Annotated in this window: 18 protein-coding genes and 1 tRNA gene; 17 read left to right on the forward strand and 2 right to left on the reverse strand. The window is 33.8% G+C overall.

What is annotated here, in order from left to right:
- Positions 1–79 precede the first annotated feature (79 nt).
- Positions 80–2,083, reverse strand: coding sequence for an HD family phosphohydrolase (locus ACP5QL_RS06070; protein ID WP_273334370.1), 2,004 nt, complete (start codon positions 2,081–2,083; stop codon positions 80–82).
- Positions 2,084–2,146: 63 nt separating this feature from the next.
- Between ACP5QL_RS06070 and ACP5QL_RS06075 the strand changes: the two genes are divergently transcribed.
- The 13 genes from ACP5QL_RS06075 (at position 2,147) to ACP5QL_RS06135 (ending at position 13,253) form a co-directional block, all read left to right on the forward strand.
- Positions 2,147–2,222: transfer RNA gene (locus ACP5QL_RS06075), tRNA-Gln, on the forward strand.
- Between the two features lie 26 nt (positions 2,223–2,248).
- A complete protein-coding gene (locus tag ACP5QL_RS06080; RefSeq protein WP_428126099.1) occupies positions 2,249–3,157 on the forward strand; it encodes an NTP transferase domain-containing protein in 909 nt (302 codons plus the stop codon).
- Positions 3,158–3,172: 15 nt separating this feature from the next.
- Positions 3,173–4,114, forward strand: a complete 942-nt coding sequence (locus ACP5QL_RS06085) for a ribose-phosphate diphosphokinase (RefSeq protein WP_428126101.1) — start codon at positions 3,173–3,175, stop codon at positions 4,112–4,114.
- A gap of 24 nt (positions 4,115–4,138) precedes the next feature.
- The gene (locus ACP5QL_RS06090; RefSeq protein ID WP_012583150.1) at positions 4,139–4,762 is read left to right on the forward strand and encodes a 50S ribosomal protein L25/general stress protein Ctc; all 624 of its coding nucleotides are present in this window, start codon (positions 4,139–4,141) and stop codon (positions 4,760–4,762) included.
- A gap of 26 nt (positions 4,763–4,788) precedes the next feature.
- Entirely contained in the window at positions 4,789–5,640 is an 852-nt protein-coding gene (locus ACP5QL_RS06095) for a DegV family protein (RefSeq protein ID WP_428126104.1), read from the forward strand.
- 10 nt (positions 5,641–5,650) lie between these two features.
- Positions 5,651–7,198 carry a R3H domain-containing nucleic acid-binding protein gene (locus tag ACP5QL_RS06100; RefSeq protein ID WP_012583152.1) on the forward strand — a complete coding sequence of 516 codons (1,548 nt, stop codon included), beginning with the start codon at positions 5,651–5,653 and terminating at the stop codon, positions 7,196–7,198.
- 5 nt (positions 7,199–7,203) lie between these two features.
- Positions 7,204–7,827, forward strand: coding sequence for a dTMP kinase (gene tmk / locus ACP5QL_RS06105; protein ID WP_012583153.1), 624 nt, complete (start codon positions 7,204–7,206; stop codon positions 7,825–7,827).
- Positions 7,824–8,150 carry a cyclic-di-AMP receptor gene (locus ACP5QL_RS06110; RefSeq protein ID WP_428126107.1) on the forward strand — a complete coding sequence of 109 codons (327 nt, stop codon included), beginning with the start codon at positions 7,824–7,826 and terminating at the stop codon, positions 8,148–8,150. Before tmk ends, ACP5QL_RS06110 begins: the two co-directional genes overlap by 4 nt.
- A 2-nt stretch (positions 8,151–8,152) precedes the next feature.
- Positions 8,153–9,133, forward strand: coding sequence for a DNA polymerase III subunit delta' (holB, locus tag ACP5QL_RS06115; RefSeq protein ID WP_428126109.1), 981 nt, complete (start codon positions 8,153–8,155; stop codon positions 9,131–9,133).
- Positions 9,133–10,035, forward strand: a complete 903-nt coding sequence (locus ACP5QL_RS06120; protein WP_012583156.1) for a PSP1 domain-containing protein — start codon at positions 9,133–9,135, stop codon at positions 10,033–10,035. The genes holB and ACP5QL_RS06120 overlap by 1 nt, the downstream gene beginning before the upstream one ends.
- Positions 10,035–10,814, forward strand: coding sequence for a hypothetical protein (locus tag ACP5QL_RS06125; RefSeq protein ID WP_012583157.1), 780 nt, complete (start codon positions 10,035–10,037; stop codon positions 10,812–10,814). Before ACP5QL_RS06120 ends, ACP5QL_RS06125 begins: the two co-directional genes overlap by 1 nt.
- The gene (locus ACP5QL_RS06130; RefSeq protein ID WP_273334361.1) at positions 10,807–12,102 is read left to right on the forward strand and encodes a replication-associated recombination protein A; all 1,296 of its coding nucleotides are present in this window, start codon (positions 10,807–10,809) and stop codon (positions 12,100–12,102) included. Before ACP5QL_RS06125 ends, ACP5QL_RS06130 begins: the two co-directional genes overlap by 8 nt.
- Positions 12,078–13,253 carry a divergent polysaccharide deacetylase family protein gene (locus ACP5QL_RS06135; protein WP_428126113.1) on the forward strand — a complete coding sequence of 392 codons (1,176 nt, stop codon included), beginning with the start codon at positions 12,078–12,080 and terminating at the stop codon, positions 13,251–13,253. The genes ACP5QL_RS06130 and ACP5QL_RS06135 overlap by 25 nt, the downstream gene beginning before the upstream one ends.
- On the opposite strand, the gene ACP5QL_RS06140 is transcribed toward ACP5QL_RS06135, so the two are convergent.
- Positions 13,195–14,883, reverse strand: a complete 1,689-nt coding sequence (locus ACP5QL_RS06140) for an alpha-amylase family glycosyl hydrolase (protein ID WP_273334357.1) — start codon at positions 14,881–14,883, stop codon at positions 13,195–13,197. The two genes, ACP5QL_RS06135 and ACP5QL_RS06140, sit on opposite strands and share 59 nt — an antisense overlap.
- A gap of 100 nt (positions 14,884–14,983) precedes the next feature.
- Here ACP5QL_RS06140 and ACP5QL_RS06145 point away from each other — a divergent pair, with 100 nt between their 5' ends.
- The 4 genes from ACP5QL_RS06145 to rny are packed head-to-tail and all read left to right on the forward strand — an operon-like array spanning position 14,984 to position 19,593.
- Positions 14,984–15,931 carry a carbohydrate kinase family protein gene (locus tag ACP5QL_RS06145; RefSeq protein WP_012583161.1) on the forward strand — a complete coding sequence of 316 codons (948 nt, stop codon included), beginning with the start codon at positions 14,984–14,986 and terminating at the stop codon, positions 15,929–15,931.
- A 44-nt stretch (positions 15,932–15,975) separates the two neighbouring features.
- Positions 15,976–17,022, forward strand: a complete 1,047-nt coding sequence (gene rseP, locus ACP5QL_RS06150) for an RIP metalloprotease RseP (protein WP_012583162.1) — start codon at positions 15,976–15,978, stop codon at positions 17,020–17,022.
- Complete coding sequence (gene ispG, locus ACP5QL_RS06155; RefSeq protein WP_012583163.1) at positions 17,019–18,086, forward strand: flavodoxin-dependent (E)-4-hydroxy-3-methylbut-2-enyl-diphosphate synthase; 1,068 nt, start codon at positions 17,019–17,021, stop codon at positions 18,084–18,086. Before rseP ends, ispG begins: the two co-directional genes overlap by 4 nt.
- Positions 18,082–19,593 (forward strand): ribonuclease Y, encoded by a 1,512-nt coding sequence (gene rny, locus ACP5QL_RS06160; protein ID WP_164931065.1) that lies wholly within the window; start codon positions 18,082–18,084, stop codon positions 19,591–19,593. The genes ispG and rny overlap by 5 nt, the downstream gene beginning before the upstream one ends.
- The last annotated feature ends 2 nt before the right edge of the window (positions 19,594–19,595 follow it).

Genomic DNA, 19,595 nt, shown 5'->3' on the forward strand with positions numbered 1-19,595 from the left:
TCCAGCGCCGATGGTACTACCCTGGCGACGGGGTGGGAGAGTAGGTCATCGCCAGAGAGCCTTCCTCCCTTTTTTTTTGTTACTTCATCTCATGAGGGTAAGGTACTCTGGGATGTCTAACTTCTATTAAGGTCTTAATGAAGCTTTGGGATATCTTTTCTAACTCTTCAAGAGTAAGTCTACTGTTTTCTAATTGTCCATCATTTAGTTTTTCTCTTATTACATCTCTAACTACTTTTTCAATGTTTTCAGGGGTAATATTTTTAAGGCTTCTTGTTGCAGCTTCAACACTATCCGCTAACATTACAATTGCAGCTTCTTTTGATTTCGGTTTAGGCCCTGGATATCTGAAATCTAATTCAGGCACTAGTTGATTTGGGTTTAATTGTTTTTGTTTCATGTAAAAGTACGAAAGTAGACTGGTTCCGTGATGTTGTTCCACGATATCTATGATGTTTTTAGGAAATTTGTGTTTATTTAGTATTTCTGCTCCATCCTTGGGATGAGATTTAATTATGATGGCACTGAGATAGGGGGAAAGGTCATCATGAGGATTCTTTTGATTAGGTAGGAGATTTTCAATAAAATATTGTGGCCTTTTCATTTTCCCAATATCGTGGTATAAAGAAGCAATTCTTACAATTTTCTGACTTGCTCCAGACGCTTCTGCGGCTCTTTCGGCAAGATTTCCCACAATTAAGCTATGATAGTATGTTCCAGGTGCCTCCATAATTAATTCTCTTAATAATGGATGATTGGGATTTGTTAATTCGAATAACTTTAATGGACTTGCAAGTCGGAATAGATCCTCTATTATAGGAATAAGTCCTATGGCAAGAATACCAGAGATTATGGGATTTATTACGCTATAAATTGAATCAGAAAGATTTATATATACTTCTTGATAGGCATACTTGATGAGTAGAATTGCAAAAATTCTCAGGAAGGTTAATACAAAAGAGGTTTTAAGATAGGTTACTCTATCTTCTAACCTTCGTAGTCCTCTATAAATAAAGACAAAATCAAAAATCAAAAGAATAGGTATTATAAACGATCTTAGAAAGATTGAAGATAGTAGTATCAGAGAAAGACTAAGAATTGCATAATCGGGGAAGTCTGTTAGGCTCAATACTATAAAGAGGAGAGTGTTTATAGGTGCAAGATATATGGAATAAAAGGAGAAAACTTTTGAAATGATTAACCCAGATAAGAATATGGTATTTATAAAAAGAAAGATGTTTAAGTCTTTTACATTTACTTGTCCAAAGTAGAATATAAGAGCAATTAGAGATAGATGGAGAAAGGCGGTAAGTAAAAATAAGCTTAGAAATCTTAAGATGTTTTTAGGGGATAAAGTATATCCTAAAGCTTCTAATATTTGAAACTTTTCTTTAGTTACTTTTTCACCCTTTTTTAAGATTATTTCTCCTTTCGAAATTATCCTTTCGATAGGTTTTATTGACTTTATAAGTTCTGCTTTTTTATTTTCCGTTTCTTTAATATCTATGAACATATTTGGAACAATAAGGGTATCACTCAATTTTTTACTTATATCTTGAGGAAGCCTTAACTCATAGACCAAGAATCTAATAAATTCTTGTTTCTTAGTACCTATTTCTTCCTCTTTAATTCCTTTTGAATAATTTTCAATAATCCAACTTTCAATTTTTTTTCGAAGGGTATTTACCGTAGATAACTGTAATCTAGAGATGTAGCTATAAACTTCTGGATGTTCAGAGCTTTGAGAGAAAAGTTCTGAGAGTTTTGATAACATTTTTATAGTGATATTTTGATCCACAGTATATATGGGTTTAAATTGAGAAAGTAACAAATTTTTAATTCTTTCAGTTTCGGTTTCGTCTCTATATATCACTGTTCTTAGAGCTATGATATCTTTAGGGGCTATGTTATTGATTTTCAATGGAGGAATAAAAATAAAATCAAGGGTTAATACTAATAGGTCCCCTAAAAGGAATAAAACCAGGATTAATAAAAGATTATGTTTGAGATTTTTGCTTATTTCTGTTTTGAATTTTTTAAAATACTTATATAAGTTTTTATAGTCAGTAAACTCTTTTTTCATGATGTTAAATATTTTATCATTTATTGACCTCTTTTTCACTATAATATATAATAAACTTGGCTTTGGGGAGTAGCCAAGCTGGTAAGGCAGCGGACTTTGGATCCGCCATTCGCTGGTTCGAATCCAGCCTCCCCAGCCAATTTTTTATTATCCCTTTTAATGTTTATGAATGATTTTAAGGCTATTATTTTGGCTGCTGGTCAAGGTAAAAGGATGAAGACTGATTTACCTAAGGTTCTTCATCCCCTCTATGAAAACACCCTTTTAGAATTTCTACTCGAAACAGTAAAAACTGTCTTTGAAAAGGAATATATTTTGGTGGTAAGTCCAAAGGTAAGGACTTACTTAAATTCTATATCGGAGGAGAACGTCGTAATTCAAGATGTCCCTTTAGGAACAGGAGACGCTGTAAAAAGGTTAGAAAATTGGTTAGACGCTTATGAAGGAGATGTATTGATACTTCCAGGAGATATGCCTCTTATTAAAAGTGAAACCTTAATAAAAATTTGTAATGTACATAGAGAAAACAATAATATTTGTACCTTGGTTACAACTTTTTTAGATAATCCTTGTGGATATGGGAGAGTAGTAAGGGATAAGAATGGAGAGGTTTTGAAGATTGTTGAGGAAAAAGATGCTACGGAAGAAGAGAAAAAAATTAAAGAAATAAATACATCGGTCTATGCTTTTAAATGGAGAGAACTAAGAGAGGTTTTACAACTTTTGAAAAACGATAATGCTCAAGGAGAATTTTACCTCACCGATGTGATAGAAATCTTTAATAAAAGGAATTTAAAGATTGGTACGGTAGTTGTCGATTCTGTTGAGGTTTTAGGCGCAAATACTCAGGAAGAGTTAAGCACTTTAAGAAAGATATTGAAGGAAAGAATAAATAAAATTAATATGAATAATGGAGTGATAATTATAGATCCGGATACAGTTATTATTGGACATAAGGTATCAATTGAAAAAGATGTTATAATACAGCCTGAAGTTTTTATATTAGGAAATTATGTAATTAAAAAGAATTCTTATATTGGTCCCTTGTCTTACATAAATTCTAAGACTGAATAAGAAGGAGAATGGAAGATGGGACAGAGATGTTTAGCTCTTTATAGTGGTACTTCAAACAGGGAGCTTGCCGAAGAAGTTGCGAAATACTTAGGGATTGAATTAGGAGAGATTGAGATTAGAAGATTTTCAGACGGTGAGATTTATGCAAGAATTGCAAAGAGTGTGAGGGGAGCAGAGGTTTATGTTATTCAATCTTTGGGAAGTAAAGTTAATGAGTATTTTATGGAACTTCTTATAATCATTGATGCTTTAAAGAGAGCTTCTGCTGATGAGGTTACCGCAGTTATTCCTTATTATGCTTATGCAAGGCAAGATAGAAAGACTAAATCAAGAGAGCCCATATCTGCGAAGCTTATAGCTAATCTTTTAACAGTTGCAGGAGCTTCTCGTGTTGTTACTATGGATCTTCATGCTGGACAAATTCAGGGATTTTTTGATATTCCTGTAGACAATTTGTCAGCTTTACCTCTTTTTACAAGATATTTTCAAGATAAAAATCTTAAAAATCCGGTAGTGGTCTCTCCGGATATAGGGGGAGTAACAAGGGCAAGAGCTCTTGCTGATAGGTTACATACACCCTTAGCTATAATATACAAAAGAAGACCAGCACCTGAAGTTGCGGAAGTGGAAGAAATTATTGGAGAGGTAGAGGAGAGAGATGTTATAATATGTGATGATATTGTTACTACTGGGAACACATTGTTTTCAGCTGCTAAACTTCTCAAATTAAAAGGGGCGAGGGATATTTATGCAGCGGTGACTCATGGTATATTAACTAATGATGCCCATAAAAAATTGCAAGAATCTGAAATAAAGGAATTGGTAGTAACTAATACAATACCTATACCGTTAGAAAAGAGGGTACCAAGGTTAACTATTATTTCTATAGGAAATCTACTTGGAGAAGCCATAAAGAGAATTTCTAACAAAGACTCTCTAAGTTCATTATTTGATTAAAAACTCATAAGGAGGTAAGAAAAAATGGAAATAACCGAGATAAAAGTAAAGAAAAGAGATAAAATAGGTAAACAGTTTGCTAAAAAATATAGAAGGTCTAATTTAATACCTGGAGTCGTTTATGGGGCTCACTTAAAAGAAAATATTCACATATTAGTAGAAAAAAAAGATTTATGGAGCTTAATAAAGAAAGGGCATGCTAAGGAACAACACCTTCTAAGGCTTATAATAGAGAATGGAGAAAATACCATAACTGAAAATGCTATTTTGCAAGATTTACAAATAGATCCTATAAAAGATGAATTTCTTCACGTAGATTTTCATGCTATAACCCTGGAAGAACTGGTCGATGTTTATGTCCCTATATTACTTGTAGGAGAAGCTAAAGGTATAAAGCAGGGTGGTATATTGCAACATGGAGTTGAGGAGATCTTGATAAGAGCTCTCCCCTTGGATGTGCCTCCTCATATAGAGGTAGATATAACGGATCTTGAAATAGGCGAATCCATAACTGTTGGAGATCTTAAGTTTCCTGAAAATATTAAAGTTTTGACTCCTTTAGATGAAGTGGTTGTAGGCATAATTCCTCCTAAGGGATATACTGAGGAGGTTACTACTGGGGAAGCACAAACAGAGTCTCAAACTTAAAATTTTTATAAGGAGTGAGAATTAAAATGATTAAAATTGTAACTGATAGTACTGCTGCGCTTCCTAAAGAATATGTAGAAAAATACGACGTAACGGTTGTACCACTAAAAGTTGCTTTTGGAGATGAAGTTTATAGAGATGGAGTAGATATTACCCCTGAAATATTTTTCAAAAAGGTAAAAGAGAGTACTGTTTTTCCTAAAACCTCTCAGCCTTCTGTGGAAGAATTTTATCAAGCTTATCAAAATATTTTTGAGAAACATCCAGATACTGAGGCAATAATTTCTATTCATATTTCAGCAAAGTTAAGTGGAACTGTGGGATCTGCTAATGCTGCAAGGGAAATTCATCCTCAAAAAGATAAGATATTTGTTGTTGATTCAAAACTTACAGAACTTGCTCTTGGTGTTGTGGTAATTGAACTTGCAAAGGCTATAGAGAAAGGTGCAAAAGTAGATGATCTTATAAATCTTGCTGAGAAATTGTATCTAAATAGCAATACAAAATTTACGGTAGACACTTTGGAGTATCTCTATAGAGGTGGGAGAATTGGGGCAGCTCAAGCATGGATGGGAAGCATCCTGCAAATTAAACCCATCTTGGAATTGAGAGAAGGGGCTATTGAACCAGTGGAAAGGGTAAGAACTAAGCAAAAATTAAGGGCAAGAATTATTGAGCTTATTAAGGAATATGCAGGGAAAGATCCTGTAAAAATTGCTGTTGCTTACTCAGACAATTATGAAGAAGTCTTAGAGATATCTCAAGAGGTAAAAAATACTCTCAATATTACTGATTTTTATATGGGATTCTTTAGCTGTACTATTCTTTCTCATCTTGGTCCTGGCTCCTGGGGAATAATAGCTTTTAAAGAAGTTTAAGAAGGAGATGATGAATAAATTGTTACAACAGATAGTGGATGACTTAGATAAATTTTTGGCCATATTTCCTAATGATATAAAAAATAGATTAGAGCAAGATCCTGATATAAAGGATCTTATAGAAGTAGTGCTTGACCTTGGAAGAGAAATTGAGGCAAGATTTTACAAAAAGACTGTTATTTTCGAAGGAAGATTTACCACTGAGGAAGATCTAAATTATATTATCGCAAGAGTAGGGGAATTTAGTGGGGATAAGAGGGCAGGTATAGAAAGGACTCTTCATAGGATTTCCGCTATAGAGAATAGACATGGGAGGATAATTGGGCTAACCTGTAGAGTGGGAAGAGCTGTATTAGGAACGGTAGATATAATAAGAGATGTTATTGAAACAGGCAAAAATATACTTCTTCTAGGTAAGCCTGGTGTAGGTAAGACTACTCTTTTAAGAGAGACTGCAAGGGTTCTTGCTGATGAGCTTGGTAAAAGGGTTATTATTATTGATACTTCTAATGAGATTGGTGGAGATGGTGATATTCCCCATCCTGCCATAGGCAGAGCAAGGAGAATGCAAGTTCCAAATCCATCAAAACAGCACGATGTTATGATTGAAGCGGTAGAAAATCATATGCCTGAGGTTATTGTAATTGATGAGATTGGAACAGAACTTGAAGCGAAAGCTGCAAGAACTATTGCAGAAAGAGGTGTGCAGTTGATTGGGACAGCCCATGGTATAACTTTGCAAAATTTACTTCTCAACCCAACTCTTTCTGATCTTGTAGGGGGAATTCAGGTAGTTACTTTAAGTGATGAAGAAGCAAAAAGAAGAGGTACCCAAAAAACTGTCTTAGAGAGAAAGGCTCCTCCTACTTTTCAAGTGGTAATAGAGATTCAAGAGAGAGATAGGCTTGCTATTCATCATGATGTGGCAAAAACCGTTGATGCATTACTTAGAGGATATATTATAAAACCAGAGATAAGAGTAAGAACCCCTGAGGGAGAAGTTAAAAAGGTTGAAGCTCCTACTATTGAACCTGTGGAAGAAGAGGAAGAAGTATCGGTTTTTGGAAAGCCTGAGAAAATAGAGAAAAGAACAGAACCTTTAAGGATATTTCCTTATGGTATAAGCAGAAATAGATTGGAGAAAGCAATACGCAATTTAGGTGTTCCTGCTTTTGTAGTTAAAAATCTTTCTGAAGCTAATTGTCTTTTGATTCTAAAAGCACATCAAAAGAGAGCAAAGGATCTTTTGAAGGAGGCGGAGAAAAAGGGTATTAAAATTGCTGTATTAAGAAGCAATACTGTAACCCAGATAGAAAGATTTTTAAGCGAGGAATTTGGAATAGCTATAAGCAGTAAGAGTGATGCTGAGGAAGAAGCATTAAGAGAGGCTCAAGAGGGTATAGAATATGTATTAACTCATGATGAGCCTTACGAATTATCACCTCAACCTGCTTATATAAGAAGATTACAACATCAACTTATTCAACAGTATGGTTTACACTCCGAAAGTGTTGGAGTAGAACCTTTTCGCAAGGTAAGAATATATCCTTCTCATTAAGGAATATGAAAAATAATCTTTTTATAACCTTTGAAGGAATAGATGGATCTGGAAAGACTACGCAAGCTTTACTTTTAAAGGAGCATTTTGAAAGTAAGGGTTATAAAGTTCATCTTACGAGAGAGCCTGGAGGAACAGATGTGGGAAATAAAATAAGAGAAATACTTTTAAACCCTGCTTTTTCAATAAATTACTGGACAGAAGCCTTTTTGTATTTAGCATCCAGAGTAGAAAATACTATTAATATTATTAAAAAACTTAAGGAAAATTATGTAGTAATCTGTGAAAGGTATGCTGATTCAACCCTTGCTTATCAAGGATACGGAAGAAATTTACCTTTGGAACTTCTTGTAGAGATGAATCAGATAGCTACTTTTGGATTAAAGCCAAATCTTACTATTTTGATTGATTTAGATCCTGAATTGGCTTTGAGAAGAAAAAAAAGTTTTGATAGAATTGAAAGAGAAAACATAGAATTTTATTATAAAGTAAGAAAAGGGTACTTGGAGATTGCTAAAAAGGAAAAAGAAAGGTTCATAATAATACCTGGAGATTTGTCAAAAGGAGAGATTTTTAAAAGAATTGTTGAAGAAATAGAGAGAAAAAACCTTGGAGAGGTGCAGAAATGAAGTTAGTTTTTGCCATTATTCAGGAGGAGGATTGGAAAAAGGTAAGGGAGATTTTTATAGAACATAATTTTTCTCTTACCTTTTTCAAGAGTAAAGGAGGTTTTTTAGAGGAAGGGTCTGTAACACTGATGACAGTGGTAGATGATGATAGGTTTGAAGAAGTTTTGACTATTTTAAGAGAAAATTGTAAAGAAAGAGAAAAGATGATTATTCCTCCTCTTCCCTCCATAGAGTTACTAAGAACTGTGCCTATGCCTGTTAAAATAAAAGTAGGCGGAGCGGTAGTTTTTGCTGTAGATGTAAGCTATTTTGAAAAGATATAGTTATGGCATTTAAGGAAATAGTTGGTCAAAGACAAGCAGTAGAAATATTGAGAAAAGCTATTCATGAAAATAGGTTATCTCAAACTTATCTTTTTGTAGGACCCGAAGGCGTTGGTAAAAAACTAACTGCAATTTCTCTTGTTCAAGCCTTAAATTGTAAGATAGAACCCTTTGAGGGATGTGGTAAATGTGATATTTGTGAGGCTATTAAAAACCTTTCTTATCCTGACCTATTCTATATTGAGCCCGAGGGACAATGGTATAAAATACAACAAGTAAGAGAATTGAGAAAAGAAGCATATGTAAAGCCATACATAGGTGATTTGAAAGTGTTTATATTAGATGAAGCACATCAATTAAGAAATGAGGGGGCTAATGCTCTTTTGAAGATATTAGAGGAACCTCCAGAGCATACATTGTTTATTCTGATAGCTTACAGACCTGAATTATTACTACCTACAATTATTTCAAGAAGTCAAATCATAAACTTTACATATTTGACTTATGAAGAAGTACGGCGGATAATAGAAGATAAAGTTCCTGAAGATAGACTTGAAGTTCTTGTAAATTTATCCCAAGGAAGTGTAGGAAAGGCTTTTTTTTGGAATGATGAAAATAATTGGACAAAAAGGGTAGAACTATTTAAATATCTTACCCTTCTTAAGAAAGACAAATTATATTCTCCTTTTGACCTTGTTGATTTTTTAGCAGAAGAAAAGGATAATGAGAAGATCATAAGCTTACTTGAGCTTGTTCTTTTTTGGTGGAGAGATCTCTTTTTCTGGAAGCTTACAGGAGATGAAAAATATATCACTCAAAAAGATTTTTCTGTAGAGATAGCAAGAAAATCTCAGGAATATTCAATTTCAGAGTTAAAAACCTTTTTTAGATTAACTCAGGATGCTATAAGAGGTATTAGAAATAATGCTAATTTATTGTTGACTTTAGAGACTTTATTTTTGAGAGTAGGTTTGGGCTCGTGATGATGCTTGAGGATAAAGAAAGTATATACGTGGTAGGAATAAGATTAAGAAGTTTGAAGGTTTATTATTTCTCAACCACTGATCCTGATCTGAAAGTGGGAGATGTGGTAATAGTAAAGACTGTTCAAGGGATGGAAGCGGGAAGAGTAGTAATTCCTCCTTTTGTTCCTTCAGAAAATTTTGAACCCCCTTCTCCTCTAAAACCTATATTGAGAAGAGCAACTGAGGATGATTTAAAAAAAATAGAAGAGTATAGAGAAAAAGAAAGAGAAGTTCTTCGATTTGCACAAGAAAAAGCTAAGACTTTGAATTTACCTATGAAAATGCTTGCTTGTGAGATTAATTTTGATTACAGTAAAATTACTATACATTTTGCATCTGAAGAGAGAGTTGATTTTAGGGAGTTAGTAAAGGAACTTGCAGCTCAATATAAGACCAGGATTGAATTGCATCAAGTGGGAGTAAGGGATGAGGTAAGGTATTTAGGAGGTCTTGGAATTTGTGGAAGAGAAGTTTGTTGTCATCTTTATCTTCAGGATTTTGAATCTATTTCGGTAAAGATGGCAAAGGAACAGGGGCTCGCTTTAAACCCGTTAAAAATTTCTGGTATTTGTGGAAGATTAATGTGTTGTTTGTCTTACGAATATAAGACATATCAAGATATAAAAGCGAATTTACCTCCTAAGGGTACAGTAGTGGAGACGAGACAAGGAAAAGGAGTGGTTGTAGATCATCATGTACCGTTAAATAAGCTGGTTGTGGAGTTTGATGAAGAAAGAAGAGAGTTAGTCTCTTTAGACGAGATTGAGAAAATCTATACGAAAGAGGAAAAAGAAAGGGATAAAGATAAAGTTCTTGAGAAGATACTTAAGATGTTAGAAGAAGATGATGAGCAAGGCTGATGGAAGCTGTTTCTCTTGAGGAGATTAAGCTATTTTTTTGGAGAAGGGGTTATCAAATTGACGAATGTTGTCAAAAAGAAAGGATAATATTACCCAAGGATTTATCCTTAGAAGGGGACTATTTTAATTTCCTCTCTCATTATAGGTTTAGAAGACTATTAAGTGATATAATTCACTCTCAGGATAATGGAAGGGTCAATCTTGAAAAACTATTTTCCCGATGGAATTTAGAAGAGATAAGAGAATACTGGGAATTTCTAGTTAAAAGCGGAATTTTAACTTTAGTTAATGAGAATTATTATTTTTCCTATCCCTATATTGATAATTTTGGGGAAACTCTTGAGTGGTATATATCTGGTTTATTAGTGAAGGAGTTTAAGATGCCTACAGTTTGGGGTGTAAAAATCAGAGAACTAAAGGGTGGAGGAGACTTTGACGTCCTTTCTATTCTTGAGGGATATTTACTATATATAGAATGTAAAACCAGTCCTCCTAACAATGTAAGATTAAGGGAAATTTGGGAGTTTCTTCGAAGAAGGGAGGAATTAAAACCTAAGATTACTATACTTTTTATTGATACTACTCTTAAAATTGAGAGAAATATAACGGAGAATGTGAAATATCTTCTTGATAAGAGATTTGCTAAAGACAAAAATAATGTACTTTTAAAATTAAAAGAAGGGATATATGCGTTTGATAAAAGTTTATATATAATGCAAAGTAAGGGTGAGATGGTTAAAAATTTTCAATTAGTTTTTAGAGATTTTTTGAATGGATAAGCAGGAAAGATTATTTAAAGAGGATAATAGTTATGAACCCCTCTCTTTTAGGATGAGACCAAGAACTCTTGAGGAGTTCCTTGGGGCAGAGGATATTATTGGAGAAAAATCTTTTTTGAGGAAAGCTATTAATAAAGGGTATCTTCCATCTCTCATCATTTATGGCCCTCCTGGATCTGGAAAAACTACTTTATCAATACTTTTGGCAAAGGCTATAAATGCTGAATTTATAGAACTTAATGCTGCTATTGTGGGGGTACAGGAGTTAAAGGAAGCTTTGCAGAAAGCAAAAAGAAATCTTGAACTTTATAATAAAAGAACAGTACTTTTCCTTGACGAAATACATCATTTTAATAAGCTTCAACAAGATGTGCTTCTTCCTTTTGTAGAAAGGGGAATAATGATTCTTATAGGGGCAACTACAGAAAATCCCTTTTTTAGCCTAAATACTACTTTACTATCAAGGTGTAGATTAGTAGAATTGAAGCCTCTTTCTAAGGAAAACATTGAGAGAATTATAAAGAGGGCTTTAGAAGATAAGGAGAGGGGACTTGGAGAGAGGGATTTAGAGATTAACGAGGATGCTATGGAAGAAATTGTTAGATTTGCAAATGGTGATGCGAGAATAGCTTTAAATACTTTAGAACTTGCTTCTTTTATGGTCGCTCCTTCTGAAAATGGAAAACTAATTATTACTCGGAACATAGTAAAGGAAGTTATTGGAAAAAGGATTTTTAGGTATGATCAAAGGGGAGATGAACATTATCATACTATTTCTGCCTTTATAAAAAGTATAAGAGGATCCGATCCTGATGCTGCTCTATATTATCTTGCAAAGATGCTCCTTTCAGGAGAAGATCCAAGATTTATAGCAAGAAGGTTAATTATACACGCAGCTGAAGATATAGGCATGGCTGATCCTTTTGCTCTTGTTATCGCTCAATCAGCTTATTATGCTGTGGATGTGGTAGGTATGCCTGAAGCAAGAATACCTCTTGCAGAGGCAACGGTATATTTAGCAACTGCCCCTAAGAGTAACAGTATCATTATAGGAATTGATAAGGCCATGAGATATATTGAAGAACATGGCATATCAGTAATTCCAGAACATTTAAGGGGCAATTCTCCTAAATATATTTATCCTCATGATTATCCAGATCATTTTGTAAAACAGAAGTATCTTCCAGAAGATATAGGGGAAATTTTTTATAGTCCTTCAGATCAAGGCAAGGAAAAAATGATAAGAGAGAGGTTAGAGAATTTATGGAAAGAAAGATACAAAAAGTAATTCTTTTAATTTTGATTTTTTTTCTTTTGTGGTTAGGAGGGTGTGGAGAGGATAGAAAAATAGAAAAAGGAGAGGAGATAAATAAAGGTGAAGTTGTAAGGGAAAAATTATCTTTAAATCTTGATACAAAGATTGCAGAAGACATTATAAAGGTATATGAGAAGGAAATAGATAAGTACCTTGTTGAAGATAAAAATGAAGAGTTTAGAGATTATGTGTTAGGGTATAAAGTTTACTCTATTTATTATAAAAACTTAATGATTAAATATTTTCTCTTGCCAACCTTAAAGTCTGAAAATTTAATTATTAGAAAGGTTAAAAGTTCCGATAAGTTAGTTGAAAAATATCAAGTTTATAAAAAATACTCCCTTCCTTCTGGAGAGACAAAGGATGTTAAAATATTGAATCTTTATTTCCCCATTAGTAGAATAAGTGGAGTTCTTCCTAAAATCGCTTTCGTAGTAGATGATGTAGTAGAAGACAACTATTGGGTTCATGAACTTTTAAGTTTTCCGTACACCCTTAATATATCTATAATTCCTACAAGAAAAGCTGAAAAAGTAGCAGAAAAAATTTTTGAGCGAGGTTGGGAGATTATGATGCACCTTCCAATGGAGTCTATAACTTATCCAAAAGATGCGAAATATTTAGTAGCAGAAGCGATAATGGTTGGGATGAATGAGGATGAAATTGATAATATAGTGAGGACCCATCTTAAGAGATTTGGGAATATTAAGGTTTCTTGGGTTAATAATCATATGGGATCAAAGGTTACAAAGGACCCTGAAACTATGGAAAAAGTAATAAATGTTTTTAAAAAGTATAATTTAGCTTTTCTTGACAGTAAAACCATTTTAGGTAGTGTAGCGTATAAGATGGCAAATAGCTCAGGGATTCCTTCTCTTGAAAATATGTTATTTATTGATCATGAGAACGATGAGAATAAGATAAGACTAAGATTTTTAAAAGCAATTAATATGGCAAAGAGTAAGGGATGGGGAGTATTTATTTTGCACCTCAGACCTAAGACAATCAAGGTACTCAAAGAACTTGAAAAGGAGGGATTTTTTGCTGACGTGGATTTGGTAAAGATTAGTGATTTATACGAAGCAATAAATGAGCATTCATTGGATTTACCTTTAAAGAATTAGTATAAATGTTCCCACTAAATAAGTCTTTATAAATTCCGTTTAGATTAAAAATTTCCTCCTTATGGTTTGGGTTTATTAATACCAGTATAGATTCCTCTTCATCCTCTTTAATGAACGAGACTAGATTTGATAATATGGGAATAAATCTTCCTTTATAAAGAGAGGGATGTTTTTTTCTAATGTTGATCAATTTCTTGTAAAATTCTATAAGCTCTTTATCTTGTTTACCCTCATCCCAAGGTATAGGAAGTCTTGTGTACTCATGTAGGGTTTTATTTCCTTCTATTATGTCTCTAAATTGGTTACAACCCATTTCTTGACCATTATAAACTATAGGAATGGGGTTTAAAGAGAATTGAAAGATAGAGGCTAATTTAAGTAAGTTTTTGTCTTTAGCAACCCATAAAAATCTATTTGAGTCATGATTCTCGAGGAAAGAAAGCCTCTTAAACTTGTCTCCGTAGAATTTGTTTTCTAAGTCAATTATTCTTAAAAACTCCTTAGGTTCCCAACTTTTACCTATGAAGAAATCTCTAATGATTTTGAAAAGATAAAAATCTAAAGTCCCATCAAATTTATCTATGTATTTTTTTGTTTCTTTTGGAGTTTCAACAATCTCTCCAAAATAAAAAGTATCTGGAAACTCCGACTTCATCCTGTAATAGAAGATAGTCCAGAAGTTAATATCAGGTCCTGTAGCATGATCCATTCTATATCCAGAAATTCCAAATTCCTTTATCCAGTATTTTGCAGCATTTATAATATATTCCATTGCTTCTTTGTTTCTTAGGTTTATCTTTGGCATTGATTTTACTCCAAAAAAGCTTTCGTAATCATCTCCTTTAAATAGAAACCAGTCTCTTAACTTACTATTTTTATTATTTAATGCCTCTTGAAATAATGGATTATTGTGGGACATATGATTAGGAACAAAGTCTAAAATCACCCTAATACCTCTTTTAAAGGCTTCGTTTACAAGCCTCTTTAAATCCTCCTTTGTTCCCCATAAAGGATCAATTTCAAAATAATCTTCGATATCATAGCCATGATAGGAAGTGCTTTTAAATATGGGAGAGATCCATATAACGTTTACTCCAAGATTTTCTATATAATCTAAGTGACTTATTATTCCCTTCAAATTCCCTCCCAATTTCTCTTTGAGATTTTTAGAAAGAATCACCTCTTTGTCATCCTTAGCAAATCTATCAATGAATATGTGATATATAATGCTTTCATCACTCCATTTGGGGGGTTCGTGATTATCTATTGGAAAGTAATATTCATAAAATTTTTTATCTATACTAAATAGCCGAATTTGGTATACGCCTTTTTCTTTTAAAGCAGGTATTTTTATTTTTACGATTTCACTAAAGTTAAAAACGCTGTCATTCCATTGAGTCTCTCTGTCATATACATTGAGAGTATATAATTCTTTATCTTCTCTAATAATTTGGACTGAATTAGGATAAAAATTTATTGGACAACTAAAAGTAATTTCTATTTCATCTTCTGGTTTTGGATCTTCAGGGAAAATTTCTTCTAAGTTTACCTCTTCAAGCTTTTTAGCTTCTCTCTCAGCTAAGAACTCTCTATGAGATAGATCTCCAAATATTTTGTCGTCATATATCATCTTTCTACCTCCAATAAATTAACTCGTGTTAATTATTTTATCATAGTTTATCATAGTTTATAATGATTATACAAACATAATCTTAGGAGGGTAATAAAAAATGATTTTGGCATGTGGAGAGGCTCTTATAGACTTCACCCCTATAGAAATAAATAAAGAGGTAGCTTACGTACCTAAGGAAGGTGGATCGCCCTATAATGTGGCAATCACTCTTGGCAGGTTAGGAACACTTTGTGGATTCTTTGGTAAAATTTCCAAGGACTTTTTTGGAGAGATGTTAATTGAAAAATTAAGAAATAACCATGTGGATACATCTTTTGTGTTAAGATCTGAGAAATCAACTACTCTTGCCTTTGTCATTCTAAAGGAGGGAGAACCTCATTTTGTTTTCTATGGCGAAAATACTGCTGATACATCCTTAGAAGAGAAGGATATGCCCTACATAGATCCTGAAAAAATCAAGCTTATTCATTTTGGATCAATTTCCATGATACGAGAACCAGGTTGCTTTGTGTTAGAAAAAATGATGAGTCAAAATCATGGAAAGGTATCAATTTCTTTTGACCCTAATGTAAGATCTAATCTAATAAAAGATAAAGTTAATTACTTAAAAAAATTTGAAACTTGGATTGGATATGTAGATATTTTAAAGGCAAGCATTGCAGATCTTACTTGGCTTTATGAGACAGAGGATACGGATGAGCTTGCTAAATATTTTCTGAGAAGAGGTGTAAAGATCTTTCTTGTAACCTTAGGTAAGGAAGGATCAAAAGGCTATACTAAATTCTTTTCTGCTTTTTCTAAGGGTAAAGAAGTAAAAGTTGCTGATACAGTAGGAGCAGGAGATGCTTTTATGGGAGGATTTTTATATTATTTAAATTCTATTGGGAAACTGAATAAGAATTTTTTAGAAAGTATAACTAAGGAAGAGCTTGAAAATGCCTTGGATTTTTCTAATACGGTCTCGGCGTTAACCTGTACTAAGAAGGGCGCAGAGCCACCATATTTGTCTGAAGTTGAAAATTTTATGCTTAAAAGGTATTATTGAAGGAAAAGTTTTTAAGAAATTTGTGGGTTAAGGAGAGATAGAATATGGATTTAATATTTTTTTTGATATTATTTGCCTTACTTACTATACCCCATGAGTTTGGACATTTTATTTTTGCAAAGGTTTTTGGAGTTAGGGTTTATGAATATGCCGTAGGTTTTGGTCCTAAGATTTTAGAGATAAAGGGAAGGGAAACAAAATTCGTACTAAGACTTATTCCTATTGGTGGATTCGTAAAAATGGCAGGAGTTGATGATATTAATATTCCAGAGGTGGAAAGTGTTCCAGAGGATAGGAAGTTCTATAAAAAGGCACCTTGGCAAAGATTTTTAATTCTTTTTGCTGGTTCTTTTATGAATTTTATTTTTGCGATAATTCTCTTTATGGCTATTTTCCTTATAGGGATTCCTCAGCCTATTCCTGTGGTGGATAAAGTTTTGGAAAACAAACCAGCCAGCGTATCGGGAATCTTGCCAGGAGACAGGATTTTATACATTGATGGAAAAAAGATTGAGGATATTTCTGATGCGGTTAAGTTAATTACCGGATCTATAAAATCTCCAGGAGAAAAAAGAGAGATTGAAATTAAGGTAGAAAGAGATGGAAAAATTGTGAATATCAAAGTTGTACCTGAATGGAGTGAGGAAAGAAAAGGAGGAATAATAGGAATTGTTTTTAAAACTGTTCCTAAGAGATATTCTCTTCCCACTGCTGTTAAGAATGGCTTTTTGATGTTTATAAATGCCTTGATTTTAATATTTTATGTTTTCAAAGCATTGTTTAATGGGGTACAAGGTGTATCTATTGCAGGACCCATTGGAATTGCTAAAATGACAGGAGAGGTTGCTTCTATGGGGTTAATATATTATTTGAACTTTCTTGGTGTTTTGAGTGTACAGCTTGGAGTATTTAATCTACTTCCTATACCTGCTCTTGATGGTGGGAGAATTCTTTTCGTAATAATTGAAAAAATAAGAGGAAAGCCTATAGAAACAAAAAAAGAAGAGATGGTTCATTGGATTGGCTTGCTGATATTGTTGTTTTTAATGATAATTGTGACCTTTTTTGATATACTAAACTTAAGGAAATGAAGAGAAAAATAACAAGAGTTGTAAAGGTTGGTAATATAGAGATAGGTGGTAATAATCCTATAAGGGTTCAGACTATGACTAAGACACCTACGGTGGATGTTAAAGCTACCGTAAGGCAAATAAGGAGACTTGCTAAAAAGGGTTGTGAGATTGTTAGGGTTGGAGTACCTGATAAAGAATCGGCTCTTGCACTGGGAAAGATAAAAAAGGAAAGTCCTATCCCTATTGTAGCTGACATACATTTTGATTACCGTCTTGCTCTGACAGCTTTAGAACAAGGGGTAGATAAGTTAAGACTGAATCCTGGTAACATTAAAAATCCCAAATATGTTTCTATTATTGCCAAAGAGGCAAAGGCTCGGGGGGTGCCTATAAGGGTTGGTAGTAATGCTGGATCCTTACCTAAGGAAATTCTGGAAAAATATGGTGGACTTACTTCAGAGGCATTAGTAGAAAGTGCTCTTAATGAAGTTAGGCTTTTAGAGGACAATGATTTTACGGATATTGTAATATCTGTAAAAGCCTCCTCTGTACCTTTAACAGTAGAAGCCTATAGGCTTTTATCAGAAAAGGTAGATTATCCTCTGCATATTGGTATAACGGAGGCAGGTACTTTATTTCCTGGAACTATAAGATCGTCGGTGGGCTTGGGCATCCTTCTTTATGAGGGTATAGGTGACACTATAAGGGTCTCTTTGTCTGCTCCTCCTGATAAAGAGGTTGAAGTTGCGTATGAAATTCTTGATAGCCTTGAGCTGAGAAGGAAGGGATTAAGGGTTTTGGCTTGTCCTATGTGTGCTCGGTCGCATTTTCCAGTTCAGGAGGTAGCAAAGGAAATTGAAAAAAGGTTTGGGGATTATCCTTTAAACTTGGTAATTGCTGTGATGGGCTGTGAAGTCAACGGTCCGGGAGAAGCCAAATGGGCTGATATTGGTATTACAGGATCTAAAGAAAGAGTTATAATTTTTAAGAAAGGGAAAATAATCAAAGAGACTAGTTTCGAGAGAATAATTTCCGAATTAGAAGAGGAACTAACTAAGATCAAGGAGGTGAACTCAAATTAGCACTTTAATAGTAGCTGTGTTACTGTTCGTTATAGGTATAGGGATGGGATATTTTGTTAGAAAGTACATAGAAAGCAAAACTGTTCAACTTGCTGAAAAAAGAGCTGAGGAGATAAAAAAGAAAGCTGAGGAAGAGGCTGAGGAGAAGAGAAGAAGAGCTCTTCTTGAGGCAAAAGAAGAGATTTTTAAATTAAGAAGTGAAGCTGAGAGGGAGATAAGAGAGAGAAGAAATGAGCTTATAAATCTTGAGAGAAGGATTCTTCAAAGGGAGGAAAACTTAGAGAGGAAAGAGGAGATTCTTGCTAATAAAGAAAAAGAGATAAATCACAGACTTGAAAATATTAAAAAATTGGAAGAAGAAGCTATAATTGAGCTTCAAAAAGTGGCTCAAATGACCAAGGAAGAGGCTAAGGAAATATTATTAAGGCATGTAGAGGATGAGATTCAAAAAGATATTGCATTAAGGATAAAAGAGGCTGAAGCAAGATATAAAGAAATAGCTGAAGAAAAAGCGAGAGAGATAATAATGGAAGCAATACAAAGATGTGCGGTAGATCATACTGTGGAGTCTACAGTCTCTGTAGTGAGTTTGCCCAGTGAGGAGATGAAGGGAAGAATTATTGGAAGAGAGGGAAGAAATATTAGGACTTTTGAAACCTTAACTGGGGTTGACTTAATTATAGATGATACACCTGAGGCTGTAGTTCTTTCTTCCTTTGATCCTGTGAGAAGAGAAATAGCAAGGATTGCTTTGGAAAGGTTAGTAAAGGATGGTAGAATTCATCCTGCAAGGATCGAAGAAATGGTAAATAAAGCCAAGAAAGAAGTAGAGAATAGAATAAGAGAAGAGGGAGAAAGGGCATTGATAGAGGTTGGTATTCAGAATATTCATCCTGACCTAGTAAGAACCTTAGGAAGACTTTATTATAGAACCAGTTATGGGCAGAATGTTTTACAACATTCTATTGAGGTTGCTAAGATTGCAACAATAATTGCTGCTGAACTTCATATGGATGTAAATCTTGCTAAGAGGGCAGGACTTCTTCATGACATAGGAAAGGCAATTGATTATGAGGTAGAGGGATCTCATGCTGTATTGGGTGCTGAACTTTTAAAGAAATACGGGGAGCATCCTGATGTAGTACATGCTGTGGCAGCTCATCATGAAGAAATTCCATTAATTAAACCATTAGATGTTATAATACAGGTGGCTGATAGTATATCTGCAGTAAGGCCTGGAGCAAGAAGAGAAAGTATTGAGATATATATAAAGCGACTGGAAAAATTAGAGGAAATTGCTATGTCTTTTCCTGGAGTAGAGAAGGCGTACGCTATTCAAGCTGGAAGAGAGGTTAGAGTACTAGTGAGTCCAGAAGAAGTAGATGATCTTACAGCCACAAGGCTTGCTTATCAAATTGCAAAAAAGATTGAAAAAGAGATGGAGTATCCTGGGCAAATTAAAGTTACTGTGATTAGAGAAACAAGAGCTGTAGAGTACGCAAAATAGTT

The organism is Dictyoglomus sp., from assembly GCF_049968615.1.
GTDB classification, from domain to species: domain Bacteria; phylum Dictyoglomota; class Dictyoglomia; order Dictyoglomales; family Dictyoglomaceae; genus Dictyoglomus; species Dictyoglomus turgidum.

Coding starts and splice junctions, on each gene's coding strand:
- ACP5QL_RS06070 (WP_273334370.1), bottom strand. CDS start 2,083: ATGAAAAAAGAGTTTACTGACTATAAAAACTTATATAAGTATTTTAAA.
- ACP5QL_RS06080 (WP_428126099.1), top strand. CDS start 2,249: ATGAATGATTTTAAGGCTATTATTTTGGCTGCTGGTCAAGGTAAAAGG.
- ACP5QL_RS06085 (WP_428126101.1), top strand. CDS start 3,173: ATGGGACAGAGATGTTTAGCTCTTTATAGTGGTACTTCAAACAGGGAG.
- ACP5QL_RS06090 (WP_012583150.1), top strand. CDS start 4,139: ATGGAAATAACCGAGATAAAAGTAAAGAAAAGAGATAAAATAGGTAAA.
- ACP5QL_RS06095 (WP_428126104.1), top strand. CDS start 4,789: ATGATTAAAATTGTAACTGATAGTACTGCTGCGCTTCCTAAAGAATAT.
- ACP5QL_RS06100 (WP_012583152.1), top strand. CDS start 5,651: ATGAATAAATTGTTACAACAGATAGTGGATGACTTAGATAAATTTTTG.
- tmk (WP_012583153.1), top strand. CDS start 7,204: ATGAAAAATAATCTTTTTATAACCTTTGAAGGAATAGATGGATCTGGA.
- ACP5QL_RS06110 (WP_428126107.1), top strand. CDS start 7,824: ATGAAGTTAGTTTTTGCCATTATTCAGGAGGAGGATTGGAAAAAGGTA.
- holB (WP_428126109.1), top strand. CDS start 8,153: ATGGCATTTAAGGAAATAGTTGGTCAAAGACAAGCAGTAGAAATATTG.
- ACP5QL_RS06120 (WP_012583156.1), top strand. CDS start 9,133: ATGATGCTTGAGGATAAAGAAAGTATATACGTGGTAGGAATAAGATTA.
- ACP5QL_RS06125 (WP_012583157.1), top strand. CDS start 10,035: ATGGAAGCTGTTTCTCTTGAGGAGATTAAGCTATTTTTTTGGAGAAGG.
- ACP5QL_RS06130 (WP_273334361.1), top strand. CDS start 10,807: ATGGATAAGCAGGAAAGATTATTTAAAGAGGATAATAGTTATGAACCC.
- ACP5QL_RS06135 (WP_428126113.1), top strand. CDS start 12,078: ATGGAAAGAAAGATACAAAAAGTAATTCTTTTAATTTTGATTTTTTTT.
- ACP5QL_RS06140 (WP_273334357.1), bottom strand. CDS start 14,883: ATGATATATGACGACAAAATATTTGGAGATCTATCTCATAGAGAGTTC.
- ACP5QL_RS06145 (WP_012583161.1), top strand. CDS start 14,984: ATGATTTTGGCATGTGGAGAGGCTCTTATAGACTTCACCCCTATAGAA.
- rseP (WP_012583162.1), top strand. CDS start 15,976: ATGGATTTAATATTTTTTTTGATATTATTTGCCTTACTTACTATACCC.
- ispG (WP_012583163.1), top strand. CDS start 17,019: ATGAAGAGAAAAATAACAAGAGTTGTAAAGGTTGGTAATATAGAGATA.